Genomic DNA, 15,164 nt, shown 5'->3' with positions numbered 1-15,164 from the left:
ATGGCCCAGCAAGCAGAACAACGAAATTCGTGTACAGCCTTCACATTTCATTCATTTTCCAACCAATTTCCAACTACTACTAATCTCATAAATATCCCTAACTCTATGATGCGATAGATAATCTATTATAACATGATTCCTTCATCAAATGCTTCTTTCAACACCCCGGGTGCAATTTTCCATGCGAACCGAATGTCCGCCATTTCGTTCCACGACACCATGGAATTGATTTGTGATCGAAGACCTTCCAACAATCCTGCATGGACCTCATACCCCTTGAGCTGCTCCAAGTCCTTCCATAGCTTCTCTACTTCATCTTTTAGCCTCCGTTTATCACCACTGTAATACGCGGCTTGGATATCAGGTTCTTGCAGTGGCTTCCGCGTTAAACGCCAGTAGTTATTCACGATCAGCGCAGCCAATGCGAATACACCGCGAGTGATGACGGGAGAGGCCAGCCAACTCGGCAACGTCCGGTACTCGAACCCCCCATGCGACTTCTTACGGAAGTCTCCAAGATAGCCATATCGTGGGCGCCGACCACGCGTCGATTCATCCTCGATCAAGATCAGCGGCAGCGCGAGATAGTTATCCAGCGCACGCAGCAGATGCCCATTCATCCAGCAGCGGCTAAAATGCAGGTGACCGCCCAGCGGGTAGCCGCGCACGGGCATGCCACCCGAGCACCAGGCGAGACTATGGTCTGTGATCTTCCGTGCGGCAAGCCCCATGGTTACACGCACGTTCTTTGCGAGCTGCAGTGGGTCCACGCTAGGCTGTGGGCGCAGCTCAGCCAGCGGCAGAATCACGCGATGCCCGCTTAGCACGATAGCGTCGCTGCCTACGGCGCCATCGCGGGTTAGGAAGCGGTCGGCGAAGACGACCTTGCCCTGCGGGTTCACGAGCAGGAACTCCGGATCGCAGCCGAGCATTGCTCGCTCTTTGCGCTCCAGCTCTTTCGCAAGTGATTGATCGTATTGATCGATCGCTTGCGCGAAGAGCTGCACCAATCTCCCGTTCAGCTTCGGAACGGGATCGACATCCAGCACGAGTGTATGCCCCGTCGGTGTGATGCCAATGGTGACGAGGCCATAATCTAAGCCAAGGGCATAGATCGCTTTGACGGATTCTCGGCTCGCCCTCCGAGAGTGGAAATTGATTTGTGCTGGACCCACTTCTATGTAAGCAGCATTCACATTCACTTGTCTTTGATGCTGCAAGGACTTCTCCGAAAGCAGGACCGTCTCCTTTTTCTCATAAATAAGAAGCGTTTGGAGATGAAACACAGCTACTTTATATTTATGCGTAAAAAGCACGGGTTCCCTTTTCCCTCTTGAGGAGACTGTCTGTGAGGTGATCGTTTTCATACCGTGAAGTTGTAACAGCGTATCTCGCTTCCTCCGATTCTGAGCGCGCATGATCGCTTTAATGGGCTGCAGAGCAAGCTTCTGGGGATATTCATCATGTGCAGCTCCCCAATGAATGATGAGCTGACCTTGCCAATCCACCGGAAGATTGGTTCCACTCGGAATACGGATTCGTTCGGCCAGCTCCTGTGCGTCTTTCTCCTGTGCATGCAGGAAGAAGGTTTCCATTCTAACACCTCCTATTCACCTATTACCACTGCTCCTGGCGCTTTATATACGCGAATGCCCAAATGTGCGAATACAACAAAAAAGAGGGCAAATGCCCTCTGCCGAACCTCTTTAGCCCGCATATAATGGCGTATAAGATCCCCTAATCCAGTTCATCCTCGAGCAGATCGGCGTCCAGATCCTCAAAATCACCATCGCCACTGTCATCGAAATCCACGTGCTTGTCGTCGAAGTCATTGCAGCCGTTGGTGCAAACGACTACACAGACTTTCGTTTCGGCAATGAGCTCAACTTGAAACTCGCGTTCCACCCGAATGATGACGCTGTCGCCGCTTGAAGAGATGCTGGCCTCTACGCAGTTCGGCTCTTGCGTCGCGACAGCTGATACTTCGGCTGTCGTCGGCTTATGTTTTTTGTCCAAGTAGCTTAGTCCAACGATTTCTACATACGATACGGTTTCTTTTGCTACGTCTGTTTTGGTGTTACGATCGTAAGAATACCAGATGTTGATATCGTAAGTACCAACTACCTCTACGCCCTCTCCAGAATGGACAGCCTCGAATTGGTTATTAATAATCCAAGCGCCCAAAATACTGGTTGGAGAATAAGGCGGAGTCACGGTATGACTTACATGAGAAAATTTGCGACCTTTACCGCAGACAGCCTTTGTAATGATCTCTCTGCATTGCAAATCTTTATCTAATGACATCCTTTCAACCTCCTCCATACAATCATTCATTACAAGTGTATGCAGGACAGTAGTCTAGAGTGACAATTATTTTATATTATTTTTGAGATTCGAAAATACTGATATCTGTCAGAGTCAACCCGCTTCAGGTCGGTGTTTTTTTTGCTTTTTGGCAATACCTAAGTAGTGCATTAACTCTCTGTTAAGCTGTAAAATCGCTGATCTCACTTCGAATTCTTCTCGACTCTCGGGCAATGGCATCCCCTTGTAACGAGCATTCAGCTCTTGTAATTCTTTCTCTGCTTCCCCTGTATAATAGTCTTCCTTCACAGATTGGCTAATATCTTCGAAGATCGCAGCAACCAACTCTCCTTGTGGTAAGGTCTGATACACCCCGGCAACGAGATCAATCATCCGATGGATCGACTCCAGCTGTTCACCTCTCATGTAGAAATACACGCGCCAATAGGGATCCCAACCAAACAATAACGTATTCTCCATTGACCGTTTCGCCAAGCTTGCCCCGCGTTCAATTTCCTCACTGACTTCGAGAAGCTCTTTCCCATCCCAAATCACCGTATTATCCCGAAGATGCTTCGCAATGTTGACAAAAATGTCGGAAAACAATCCCTCTATTTGTTGTTTATGAGCGATAAGTGCGGCATCAGCCTTTGGCATATAAGCAATATTGATAAGAGTAGCTGAACCCAGTCCAATAACTAGCAAGATTAGTTCATTAAATACTGTCGGCCAGTCCGCTGATTCATAAGCAAAAAGATGCAGCATGACGACCGCGCCTGTTACAGCCCCTTCGGTAATCCGGAGCCGAACTAGAACTGGAAACACGATAAGAATAAATAAACTAACGACCCAAATATGGAACCCAAGCAGGTTAAATAAGACCGAACCGATGAGTAGTGCCAGAATGGATGCCGCGATACGGTGCAAGGCACTTTGGATGCCTTTCTTCTTCGTCACTTCAATGCCCAGAATGGCAAGAAGCCCCGCTGCTCCAGGCGTATGAACCCCTAATATATACGCCAGATACATCGCGATTATGACCGCAATGGCTGTTTTGAGCACACGAAAGCCCATAGTGTTTCACCTCTTTTACAGGTTTTTCTATGGGCTCATTATTTCATTTTGCATAGGGCTGTGGCAAGTCTTTCCTGATTACCGATGCTTCGTTAATTTTTTCTCTAAATTGGCTACGAGCTGATACATCACCGTTGCGACGATTGCGATTACGAACAGGGTAGATATCACTAAGGTGAAATTAAAAACTTGAAAACCATATATGATTAAGTATCCCAGCCCCTTCTGGGACACTAGAAATTCACCAACGATGACGCCGATCCAGGCCAAGCCTACATTGACTTTCAGCGTAGAAACGATAGCAGGAAAAGAGGATGGCAAGATCGCTTTGAGAAATACCTTACGCTGATTGCCTCCAAATAACTTAACGACCTTAACGTAGTTATGATCCACTTCCTTAAAGCTGCCATAAACGACAAGCGTCGTAATAATGACCGTGATCGACAGTGTTGTTGCAATAATAGACAGTAAGCCAGGCCCAAAACCGACTATAAATAAAGGACCCAGTGCAACCTTAGGCATACTATTCAGCACGACAATGTAAGGATCCAGTACACGCGACAGAAATGGCGACCACCAAATCACAACCGCTAAAGCTGTTCCCATGATCGTCCCCAAGAAAAATCCAATAATCGTCTCCTCTACTGTGACCGCTACATGTGGAAGCAGCGTACCGTCTAGCAGTTTTTCCCAGAGTAGTGCGAATACCTTGGTCGGATAGCTAAAAAGCAGGACATCAATCCACTTCAAACGTGAGGCTATCTCCCATAGGGATAAAAATAGAAGTAAAATGGCCGCTTGAAAAAGTCGTACCCACTTCGTCTCTCTCTTCCTCGCCTTCAGAAAACGCTGATGTACGTCCTGCTTTAATGTCTCATTCGGTTGATTGGTTTGGATGCGCTGGTGGTTATCGTGATTATCCATGCTGCACACCCCCAAACTCCTGCCAAATTTGCCGAAATAGTGCATGAAATTCAGGCAATTCTCTCGCTTCAAAAGGCACTGCTGCCCTTACCACCTCTGGCATAAGGAACGACCTGCGAATCCGCCCTGGATTCGGAGCCAGTACGATAATGCGATCACTCATCGCAATCGCTTCTGAAATATCATGCGTGACCAGAATCGCTGTTTTCTTCTTAGCGCGCAGCGTCTCTACAACCAAATCTTCTAGCTGCAGCTTCGTTTGATAATCCAGTGCAGAGAAAGGCTCATCTAGTAGAAGCAGCTCAGGTTCTGTTGCCAATGTTCGAACAAGTGCAACGCGCTGTCTCATCCCGCCAGACAACTGCGCAGGATAATAATCTTTGAATGCTAGCAGACCCATTTCCTCCAATAAGTGAAGCGCCCCCTGCTTCTTCTCTTTCGTCAGAATGCCTGCGATTTCCAGTCCCATACAAGCATTAGCTTCAATCGTCCGCCAAGGAAATAAGTAGTCCTGCTGCAGCATGTAACCCACTTTTGGCGATGGTCCCTGTACGTGATGCCCTGCCACGGTTATCCGGCCTGACGTCGGTGGAAGGAGTCCCGCAATGATGGATAAGAGGGTAGTTTTGCCACAGCCACTAGGTCCAATCAGACTGACGAACTCTCCATTCGCTATGTCAAACGATATTCCTTGTAAGGCAAGCGTTGCCCGCTCCTCAGTTACGTAAACCTGTGTGACATCTCCGACCTGAACAGCTGTGTCCATGGCACCTAACCTCCTCTTATCTTCATCCTGCGTTGAGTAGTTCGTACATGAGATTATTTCTTAACGTTTGATTTCGCTTTTTCTGCAAAAGTGTTATTCACCAGTTTGCTCCATGCCACTTTCTCTTTTAGCTCTCCAGCTGATGTCATCACGTCAAGCAAGTTATTCCATTCTTTCTCATCCACAATGCCATCCGTTGCGAAAGAGCCCTGATCTTTGTATCGTTTCACAACATTTTTCACAATCGCGACATCGATATCTTTAAAATAAGGCAATACCGCTTCCGTGATTTCATCTACGCTCTTCGCGGCAACCCATAACTGCGCCCGTTGAATCGCATTCGTGAATTTCTGAATGGTGGCCGGGTTGGCTTTGATGAAGCTTTGCTTTGACATAAACACGGTATAAGGCAACTGTCCGCTTTCAACTCCGAAGGATGCAAGTACATAACCCTTGCCCTCTTTCTCAATGATCGATGCTTGCGGCTCGAAAAGCTGTACGTATTCACCAGTTCCCGAAGCATATGCCGATACGATATTCGCAAAATCAATATTTTGGATTAGCTGCAAATCTTTCTGCGGGTCGATGTTGTGCTTCTTCAGTGTGAACTCGCCAGCCATTTGCGGCATGCCGCCTTTACGTTGCCCGAGGAATACTTTCCCTTTGAGTGCATTCCAATCCAGCTTATCGACTTTAGTTCGAGCAACTAGGAAAGTGCCGTCCGTTTGGGTCAATTGTGCAAAATTAATAACTGGATCATCCGAGCCTTGTTGTGACACGTAAATCGATGTTTCTGATCCAACAAGCGCAACATCAATGGCATTCGAGAGCAGCGCAGTCATCGTTTTGTCTCCACCAGGTGTTGTTGTCAGTTCCACATCGAGCCCTTCATCTTTGAAAAAGCCCTGTGATAGCGCAACATACTGCGGTGCATAGAACAAGGAACGCGTCACCTCACCAATGCGCACCTTCGTTGTTTCTTCCGTTTTGGTTCCACACGCTGAAGCGATTAAGCTTAAGAGCAGAACGACGGATAATGTGAATCCCCATCTTTTCCGATTGTTCATAGGACGTCCCTCCGATTTGAATTGTAATGTATCCTATGCAGGAGCCCAGACGTCGGTTAATGGTTCTTCCAGAAAAGCTAATGGAGTTGAATACATTTGGGATTTATGACGAAGATGCTGCGGTGTTTGTGCGTGTGCACGAAGACAGGTTGAGGTTTGAATGAGGTTTTAAGCATATCGCAATCCTCCAATCCTATCGCGAGGCGAATCGTTGAAGTTGGCGACTTCTCCGTGCAACTTTGTTACGGAGGTGGAGTTTGGTGGCGGGTAGGAAAGTTAATCGTGAGAGGGCAGTCGATCGAGGGAGTAACTGTTGATGGTCGGATAGAAGGAAGCGATAGTTGATAGTTGGTTGGACGATGAGAGTAAGATAGAGATGAAAGACAAGTAGCGACACGAAAAAACAGCTTCCCCCGACGAAAAATTCGTCAGAAAAAGCTGTTTTATCTCACACTCTTATGAATAAAAACATTGAGCTCTGTTATTACTAAATGCCATAGATTTCCGAGTACTTCTCTTCCAGATACGCGACCAAGTACTCCGGATTCAACGGCTCGCCCGTTACTTGTTGAATGATTTCGTTCGGTGTCAGCAGTTTACCATGCTGGTAAACCTTCTCTGTCAACCACTCTTTAATCGGTGCTAGGTTGCCTTCAGCAATTAAGCTATCAAAGTTAGGCAGTTCTTTGCGAAGCGTGTTCGTGAATTGCGCCGCGTACATGTTCCCAAGCGCATACGATGGGAAATAACCGAACGCACCGCCAGACCAGTGTACATCCTGTAGGACACCTTCGCCGTCGTTCGGAGGCGTAACTCCCAAATACTCCTCGTATTTGGCATTCCACGCCGCAGGTAAATCCGCTACAGCGATCGTGCCGCTGAATAGCCCTTTTTCCAGCTCATAGCGAATCATAATATGTAAGTTGTACGTAAGCTCATCCGCTTCAATTCGGATCAAGGATGGCTCGATATGGTTAATCGCACGATAGAAATCGTCTACGCCAACCTCATCGATTTGCCCGCTAAAGGTCGTCTGAAGTTCACCGTAATAGCGATCCCAGAACTGTTTGCTGCGGCCAATGACGTTCTCCCAGAAGCGGGACTGCGACTCGTGAATCCCCATCGAAGTACCAGAGCATAGATTAGTTCCAACGAGGTCAGTAGAAATATTTTGCTCATACAGCGCGTGTCCGCCTTCATGAATCGTTCCGAATAGGGCTGATGTGATGTCATTTGGCAAGTAACGCGTCGTAATCCGCACATCGCCTGGGTTTAACGCTGTCGCAAATGGGTGTACCGTCTCGTCCAGACGGCCAGCGTCGAAGTCATATTGCATCTGTTTCAAAATAGAAAGCGAGAATTGCTTCTGCTTCCCAATATCAAACTGTTGATCTAAGAAGGAACGATTCGGCTGATTCGCTGAATCACTAATCTTTGCAAGGAGTGGCACAGCCTTTTCTCGAAGGGTGCCGAATACTTCATCCAGCTTTTCAACGGTCATCCCTGGCTCGTACATATCCAGCAAGGTGTTATATTTATGCCCTTCATAGCCCCACAGCTCAATAAACTCCTGTGTAGCCGCCACGATTTTCTCCAAATATGGCTGAAAAGACGCCCAATCCGAATTATGCTTCGCGCCTTCCCATGCGGACTCTGCTTGTGACGTTAACACGACATAAGCTTGATATTTGTCAGCTGGAATTTTTTTGCTGCGATCGTATTCTTTTTTGCATTCTTGCACCATTTTGCGGGATATGGGATCTAACTGCTCTAGCTCATCCGGCTGCATGAAGAAATTAACATAGTCGCCCATCTCTTCCGATGTAGACATTCGAAATACCTCGGTGGAGAGCTCACCGACAACCTCAGAACGTGTTTCGATCCCTTTTTTTGGAGCACCTGTCCGCATGTCCCAATAGATCAAAGAGATTGCCTCTTCGTACTGCTTCATTTTACGAACATAAGCTTTGAACGATGCCAATTTGGCATTACCAACACTAACACTCATGTGCTCATCTCCTCCCAAATGTTTCATAAATATCATACTTCCAACGAGAGTTAGAATCAAATTTCGATCTGAATGTGGTAGAATAAGGACTAGCATTTATTCAGCATTCTGTTTGTTGTGCAACGAAGTGAGGAGATGACGTTATGAACATTACATTTACCGATACAGCTAAACAACGATTAACGCCTTGGATGGAGCAAAATAACACCCTACTTAAGCTCGTTTTTGATACAGAAGGCTGTGGCTGCTCCGTGAATGGCGTACCTACCCTATGGTTGGTTTCTGCGGCTAATGCTGAAGATATTTCCGCTGTAACCGATACGTTTCCTTTGATATATAAAGCGAAGGACGAGATCTTTTTTGAGGACAACATGAAAATCGACTTCCATGAAGGCAACAAATCCTATATACTGAAGAGTAATAATCAGATTTACAATGCGGGTATGAGCTTAGTCGATAAACGATAAAGCTGCACAAACATAGACATGCAGCACATCAACTTACCTGGAGGGAAACCCATGTCTTTAATTAATGAGATTTTAAGCTACAACAAGGATTTCGTTGAAACGAAGCAATATCAAGAGTTTCTGACTACGAAATTTCCTGACAAACGAATGGTTGTCATCACGTGTATGGATACGCGACTTGTGGAATTACTTCCAAAGGCGATGAATCTTCATAATGGAGATGCCAAAATCATTAAAAACGCTGGCGCCATTATCTCTCACCCCTTCGGAAGTTTAATGCGTAGTATTATCGTCGCTGTTTACCAGCTGGATGCCGATGAAGTATTCGTCATTGGACACTATGATTGTGGTATGACAGGACTTAACTCGGAAACAGTCATTGCCAACGCAAAAAAAAGAGGCATCTCCGACGATGTCATTGAAACATTGGGACATGCTGGCATTGATCTAAAACGCTGGCTCACTGGTTTCGAGCATGTGCGCGATGGCATCGAGAAAAGCGTTAATATTATTCGGAATCATCCTTTACTTCCCAAAAATTTACCCGTACATGGTCTGATCATCGACCCAGAAACAGGTCGTTTAGATCTCGTTGACGCGGCATACCCGCCTGCACCAGAGGTATTATAAAAAAGAAAAAGAGTAGATCCAGTTCTTACTGGACCTACTCTTTTTTATTTGTCGTTATGGCTTAATCGTACGGATCAAGCGTTTCGCTTCACCATTCGGAGTGGAGATAACCTCATAAATGTTGAAATAGGAGCCTGTATTCAGTTGCTCAGATCTAATATTGGTAAATTCGAGGAACTGAACGCCAGACAAAATCCTTTGCTGACCTGTAAAGGTCATTGGTTTGGAGCTCAGTAAGCGTCCTTCGGTATCTACAACCTCAAACACGAGTGAAGAGAAATTCGCATCTGTGATGACTTGTGCTTGGCGCTGAACATCTAGATCTAATCGCAAACGATAACTATAGGACCCATCTTTACTATACGTAGCGCTAAGCGAGTAATCGTCGAAGTCGATCGTAAATGGATACACAGAGATTGGTCCCGTCTCTGGGATTGGCTGCACTTCCGTTTTAAATGAACCAACTGCCAAACGGTTCGTATCATAGAGATTTAGTGCAAGTTTATCTGCATCCTCACTATCTGGCACCATGTAAGAATAATTCAACACATAGCTCGTGTTTGGTGCAATGTTTTTGGCCACATTGGTTTGTCGCACACCTGTATAGGTGTAGCCATCTTCATTCGTCAGATCGGTTTGGAAATCAGGCAAAGCCAATGTTGTCGTGCTTTTATTCGTTAGTTTATACTTCGCAACTACCGTCTTATACCCGAAGTCTGTGTTCACACTCATTCCTAGTTCAACGAGCGACATGTCCATATTCGAATCCATGCTATTCGTCGAGGCTAGCTTAAATGGTTCACCGATCTTATACGCTGACGCAGCAGCATAAGTTGTCGCTTCGCCAGCAACACCTGCACCTGCAAGTGAAGTCACGGAAACGGGCAGCGAAGCTACTTGCTTCGAATTATCCGTGTTACCTGCAGCACCTGTTCCTGATCCCGTTCCTGTTCCTGTAGTTGCTCCTGCAGTTGTGGAGGCAGCCGCGCTTTGCTTCTCCAGTACGACCAGTTGTAACGCTTCTGCATTAAGTGAAGCGGGTACAACACCTTGGAAATGGAACGTCGTCGACTCATTCGGAGATAAGTAGGCAGAACGAACGGCATTATCGCTCGATGTCACACCTACATTACTACGACTCGCCTGGAATTCTCCAGTCAAGTTAGGAACTGTAACAATGCCATCACTTTCGTTCGTCAATGTCACATTCGCTTGCACATGTAACCCATCTGTTTGCTGAACAGCTGATGCCCATGAGGTCGACATAACTAGCCCGTTCAAAGCATCACTCGCATCTTTATTCGGGTAGGCAATTTTGTCACTGAGACGGCCTACTGAGAAGGTTTTAGCTGCATTCAGTGTACCCAGAAGTGTCGTTTTCACTTTTCCTTTAGGCGAGAACAGCAATGATAATTTACTCGTATCCAGTGTAGCGGGAACAGCTGCTTGAAGCGTCGCTGTCACAGGCTGATCAGGAAGCAAGGCACCTACATTAGCTACAAACTGAGCGCCATACGTCAACCCTTTGCTATCTTGGAAATTGAGTTCTAGTCCATCTGGCAGCTTCACACTGGCACTGCTTTCGTTAGACAGAGTCAGATCCGTGTAGACCATCCACACGCCATCTTTGTACACTTTATAGCTTTGTCCTAATTTAGCGGTAACTAACGTTTCTTCAGCGAGCGTCGTATCAATCTCTTTTAAGTTAATAACGGCTTGTTGTTCCAACGTTTGACCTGTTTCGACCATCGCAGATTCGACAGAAAGCGCGCCGATATCAGATGTCGTATTATTATTCCATCGGAAAATATCTACCTTCAAATCGGAAGGTGTCAGATTGTTCGGAACTTCTGACGTAAATTTAAACGTCCCCGTTTCTCCTGCCTTCACACGTGCAACAACCTTCTCATTGAGCTTCGCAGTATACGTAATGCCATTGGCATCAATGACTTTTACGCCATAATTATTGAAATCGACGATTGTATCACTATGATTGTTCAAGCCTAATGAGAAACGAAGCGAACCATCCTCGGCACCAACCGATAACGACACTTTGTCCAGAGTAAAATAGACGGAATCACTGAGAAATACACCTTCCTTGCCAGCGAAAGCTGATGTTGCCAGAGGAAGTGTTAAAAAGCTTGCAGCGGTTAGCAATAAAGCCGAACGGCTGAGCAGTCGTTTCATCTTACGTTGTTGGATCACTGGGAGTCCTCCTTGTAGTTACATTTAGTCAGAACGCAATGCGTCGATCGGACGCAGTTTAGATGCTTTGTTTGCCGGATATAAACCGAAAACCACTCCGACTAATACAGAGAATAAGAAAGAATAAAGGCCTACATTAAAGGAAAGACTGGTCGACTGCTTCGGACTAAAATACGGTAAAGCATATGAGAATCCGATGCCTAGCAGCAGTCCAATTAAACCACCCATACCACTAATAACGACCGCTTCCACTAGGAATTGAAGCAAAATATTACGACGCTTAGCCCCAATTGATTTGCGAATCCCAATTTCACGTGTTCGCTCACTTACTGTAACTAACATAATATTCATGATTCCAATTCCACCGACGAGCAAGGAAATCAAAGCAACCGCCACTAATTGATTCGTAAGTGTATTCGTTGCTTCAGTCCGTGCTTTCAACAACTCGTCCTGATTCGTTAATACAAATCCAGTATCGCTCTTAAATTTATACGTCAAGTACTGCTTCATCGTCTCTTGCGCAGTATAAATATCGTCCTTCGTAGGTGCTTCGACATACGTTGTTCGAATTTGACCCAGCTTGAATTGACGTCTAGCAGATTCTAACGGCACGATAACTGAACTGTCTACAGAAGCTCCTCCAATATTGGATCCCTTTTCCTTAAGTGTACCGATCACGTTGAAAACAACACCATCAATGTTGATATTTTCACCAACTGGATTCAATGTCCCAAAAAATTTCTTCGTGACTTCACTTCCCAGAATGGCTACATTCGAACGAAATTCAAGGTCTGTCGGCGACAAATTTCGACCCTTGTCGATTGTTGCTTTGATGATGTCGAAATAGCGGTCATTCGTTCCAAGGACGTTATATTTTTCTTGCGTGCGATCATATTTGACATTAGAACCATTCTTGGACATCGTTGGTGCAATGGATTTGAATTCTGGGAAATTCTCGAAATTCATCAAGTCATCATAACTGAGCTGTGTCGCACGCCCATTCCCCGTCGCGGTTACGACGAGCAAATTCGTTCCCATGTTCTCGTATTGCTTCGCAATAGCTTCCGAAGTTCCTTGTCCGATGGAAACGAGTGTGACAACTGAGCTTACGCCAATAATAACGCCAAGCATGGTCAGGAATGTACGCAGCGGACTTGAAATGATCGTCCGAAGGGACATCCGGATCAGTTCATTTACCTTCATACACTCACCTCTTGCTGCACTAGCGACTTCTTCGTGTCATTCCGATAATCGTCCACGATGACGCCGTCGCGGAGGGCAACGACACGCTTTGCATTATCCGCGATATGATGATCATGCGTAATGAGAACAATGGTGTTACCTTGTGCATTCAGTTGCAGGATAAGCTCCAGCACTTCCTCACCTGTACGCGAGTCCAAAGCACCTGTCGGCTCATCCGCTAGAATCAGCGAAGGTGAGATCGCCAATGCACGCGCAATGGCTACCCTCTGCTGTTGACCGCCTGACAGCTCACTTGGCCGGTGATGACCACGTTCTCCCATGCCCAGCATTTTCAACATCGCATTCGCACGTTCCTTACGCTCTTTCTTAGCAATGCCAGCATAGATCATCGGGAGCTCAACGTTTTCCATCGCGGTTAGTCTTGGAAGCAGGTTAAATTGTTGGAAAATAAAGCCGATCTTCTGATTTCTAAGCTCTGCCAATTCATTATCACTCATACGCTCCGTTACGACACCGTCCAAGGTGTAACTGCCTGATGTTGGCACATCCAACAAGCCGATCGTATTCATCAGTGTCGATTTACCGGATCCACTGGGCCCGATAATGGCAACGAAATCTCCATCGGCAACAGATAACGATATGTTACGTAGAATGGGAAGATCTTCCTCACCGCGCCTATACGTTTTCGTTATATCTTTCAGTTCAATGATATTCATCAAAGAAATAGCTCCTTTCAGGGCAGCCTTATCTGTTACCGCCACCGGCATTACCACCACCGGTAGTACGCTGTGCAGCTCCGCCTCCAGCATTACCACCTGCTGCTCCGCCAGCTCCACCTGCTCCACCTTGCTGGAAGCCACCTGCTCCGCCACCGCCAAAGCCACCTGCTCCACCGCCTTGCTGGAATTGCTGTCTTAAGCGATTGATCTCATCTGTACTTAGATTTTGCTGTCTTCTAACAGCCGCAGGCAATACGACTTTATCGCCTTCTTTAAGTCCATCCGTGATCTCAATTTGTGTTGTCGAACGAATACCAATTTTCACTTCATGTTCAGGTTCTGATGTTCCATCCGCTTTCTTCACGGTTACAACACGTTTACCTCGTTGCAGTTGAAGCGCTTCAGGCGGGATATACAGCACGTCCTTTTTATCCTGAATCAAAATTTCACCTGTTGCCGTCATCCCATATTTCAACACATTATCTTTATTTTCGGTGGCTAAAATAACATCGTAGAACGTTACACCGTTCGTTGTTGTACCAACCGTAGAAACTTGTGTCACTTCTGCTGGGAATGTGCGTCCTGGGAAAGAGTCAACCTTAATTTCCGCTTTCATCCCCACTTTAATATTTGGTAAATCAAGCTCATCCACTTGCACAGGAAGCTGCATTTTGGCAAAACTTGCTACAGTACCAAATTGAGTCCCGCTTGTAACCCTTGTTCCCGGTCTGAAGTTACTAAGAATATCCACTTTTTTATTCACGAAATCTGTTGAGAATACGCCATCGAAAGGAGCTAGAATTTTCAATGCCGTTACACGATCTTGTGCCGCATCCACTTTCAACTTCTGACGTTCTAGCGCAGCTTGCGCCGTCGTTATATCATCGTCTAAAGTATCATTTAGGAAGGAGGCAAGCAGATCACCTTGGTGTACAATTACACCTGTTTTGAAAGGCATTGTGGAAATACTGCCCGTCGTACCTGCAAGTACTGTAGCAATTTGTACGTACTGTAGTGCGGCTTTCCCTTGCGAATCAACCGTACGTCCGCCAATCGTTGCAGATCCCATTGCATTCAATCCTGCATCCATGGAATTGTCATTCTTAATTTGAATATCGATATCGACAAGCTTACCACCCTTACCATCCGATTTCGGGTCTTTGGAAATGGCCGCTATCGTTCCTGTTTTGGTGATCATGAAACCATCAACCGTTATGTCTATGGTATCGCCTTTATGTAGTTGTGCAGCATCCTCCACAAAAAATGGCAAGGTTACTGTTAATGTACTTGCATCGCCAATTGTGGCGATTTTCGTTGATTTATTAATCGTTGCACCAACATCAATATTGGCATACGTTAATTTCCCGCTAATTGGCGCCGTTACGCCTGTTATTCCTCTTTGTTGCTGCTTCGTATTCAAATCTTTCTCCAATTGCTCATAAGTCACCTTGGCATCTTGAAGATCGTTTTCCAAGTTTGAACTTGTCAACTCGATAAGCACATCTCCCGCTTTAACCGCTTGATTACGTGTCAGGTTAATCGATTTGATGCTAGCATTTTCCGTAGACGAAATGGTTTGGGTATCTTTGGGCTCAAATTGAGCTGTTCCCGAAACGGAGGAGCGAATGTTCCCTTTTTTAACATCAACCGTAACTTCTTTGGCCTCTGCTGCTTTCGATTTCTTCCCTTTCGTTAGATACGCATAGGAACCACCCGCGCAAACGAGAATTGCCACAATCAAAATGAACCATTTACTGCGAAAAAATTTCATTCTGTTACTTCCCCCTTAGCATTTGT

Annotated in this window: 13 protein-coding genes; 2 read left to right on the top strand and 11 right to left on the bottom strand. The window is 46.0% G+C overall.

Annotation, left to right across the window (positions count from 1 at the left end; all coding sequences use genetic code 11):
• Window positions 1-125 precede the first annotated feature (125 nt).
• From ASL11_RS24865 to ASL11_RS24835, 7 genes are all read right to left on the bottom strand, one after another.
• Window positions 126-1,595, bottom strand: coding sequence for a putative amidoligase domain-containing protein (locus ASL11_RS24865; RefSeq protein ID WP_056620860.1), 1,470 nt, complete (start codon window positions 1,593-1,595; stop codon window positions 126-128).
• A 142-nt stretch (window positions 1,596-1,737) separates the two neighbouring features.
• On the bottom strand, window positions 1,738-2,304 hold the full coding sequence (locus ASL11_RS24860) for an outer spore coat protein CotE (protein WP_056620858.1): 567 nt from the start codon (window positions 2,302-2,304) through the stop codon (window positions 1,738-1,740).
• Between the two features lie 114 nt (window positions 2,305-2,418).
• A complete protein-coding gene (locus ASL11_RS24855) occupies window positions 2,419-3,378 on the bottom strand; it encodes an aromatic acid exporter family protein (RefSeq protein WP_056620856.1) in 960 nt (319 codons plus the stop codon).
• A 78-nt stretch (window positions 3,379-3,456) separates the two neighbouring features.
• A complete protein-coding gene (locus ASL11_RS24850) occupies window positions 3,457-4,302 on the bottom strand; it encodes an ABC transporter permease (RefSeq protein ID WP_056620854.1) in 846 nt (281 codons plus the stop codon).
• Complete coding sequence (locus ASL11_RS24845; RefSeq protein ID WP_056620852.1) at window positions 4,295-5,068, bottom strand: ABC transporter ATP-binding protein; 774 nt, start codon at window positions 5,066-5,068, stop codon at window positions 4,295-4,297. The genes ASL11_RS24850 and ASL11_RS24845 overlap by 8 nt, the downstream gene beginning before the upstream one ends.
• 53 nt (window positions 5,069-5,121) lie before the next feature.
• Entirely contained in the window at window positions 5,122-6,135 is a 1,014-nt protein-coding gene (locus ASL11_RS24840) for an ABC transporter substrate-binding protein (RefSeq protein ID WP_056620850.1), read from the bottom strand.
• Between the two features lie 487 nt (window positions 6,136-6,622).
• Window positions 6,623-8,143 carry a carboxypeptidase M32 gene (locus tag ASL11_RS24835; RefSeq protein WP_056620848.1) on the bottom strand — a complete coding sequence of 507 codons (1,521 nt, stop codon included), beginning with the start codon at window positions 8,141-8,143 and terminating at the stop codon, window positions 6,623-6,625.
• Window positions 8,144-8,286: 143 nt separating this feature from the next.
• On the opposite strand from ASL11_RS24835, the gene ASL11_RS24830 reads away from it, so the two are divergent.
• Both ASL11_RS24830 and ASL11_RS24825 read left to right on the top strand, forming a co-directional pair.
• On the top strand, window positions 8,287-8,610 hold the full coding sequence (locus ASL11_RS24830; protein ID WP_056620846.1) for an iron-sulfur cluster biosynthesis family protein: 324 nt from the start codon (window positions 8,287-8,289) through the stop codon (window positions 8,608-8,610).
• Between the two features lie 51 nt (window positions 8,611-8,661).
• Entirely contained in the window at window positions 8,662-9,240 is a 579-nt protein-coding gene (locus ASL11_RS24825) for a beta-class carbonic anhydrase (RefSeq protein WP_056620844.1), read from the top strand.
• A 54-nt stretch (window positions 9,241-9,294) separates the two neighbouring features.
• Here the strand turns inward: ASL11_RS24825 and ASL11_RS24820 are convergent, their stop codons facing one another.
• Genes ASL11_RS24820 through ASL11_RS24805 form a run of 4 tightly spaced genes read right to left on the bottom strand, consistent with a single transcriptional unit; the run spans window position 9,295 to window position 15,138 of the window.
• Window positions 9,295-11,445 (bottom strand): hypothetical protein, encoded by a 2,151-nt coding sequence (locus ASL11_RS24820; RefSeq protein WP_056620842.1) that lies wholly within the window; start codon window positions 11,443-11,445, stop codon window positions 9,295-9,297.
• Between the two features lie 24 nt (window positions 11,446-11,469).
• On the bottom strand, window positions 11,470-12,648 hold the full coding sequence (locus ASL11_RS24815; protein ID WP_056620840.1) for an ABC transporter permease: 1,179 nt from the start codon (window positions 12,646-12,648) through the stop codon (window positions 11,470-11,472).
• Window positions 12,645-13,364, bottom strand: a complete 720-nt coding sequence (locus ASL11_RS24810; RefSeq protein ID WP_056621824.1) for an ABC transporter ATP-binding protein — start codon at window positions 13,362-13,364, stop codon at window positions 12,645-12,647. The genes ASL11_RS24815 and ASL11_RS24810 overlap by 4 nt, the downstream gene beginning before the upstream one ends.
• Before the next feature lie 28 nt (window positions 13,365-13,392).
• Window positions 13,393-15,138 (bottom strand): efflux RND transporter periplasmic adaptor subunit, encoded by a 1,746-nt coding sequence (locus ASL11_RS24805; protein WP_056620838.1) that lies wholly within the window; start codon window positions 15,136-15,138, stop codon window positions 13,393-13,395.
• Window positions 15,139-15,164: the final 26 nt, after the last annotated feature.

The organism is Paenibacillus sp. Soil750, from assembly GCF_001428045.1.
Classification (GTDB): Bacteria; Bacillota; Bacilli; order Paenibacillales; family NBRC-103111; genus Paenibacillus_E; species Paenibacillus_E allorhizoplanae.
The sequence above is the reverse complement of the archived record's forward strand: the minus strand, read 5'-3'. Positions and strand labels throughout refer to the sequence as shown.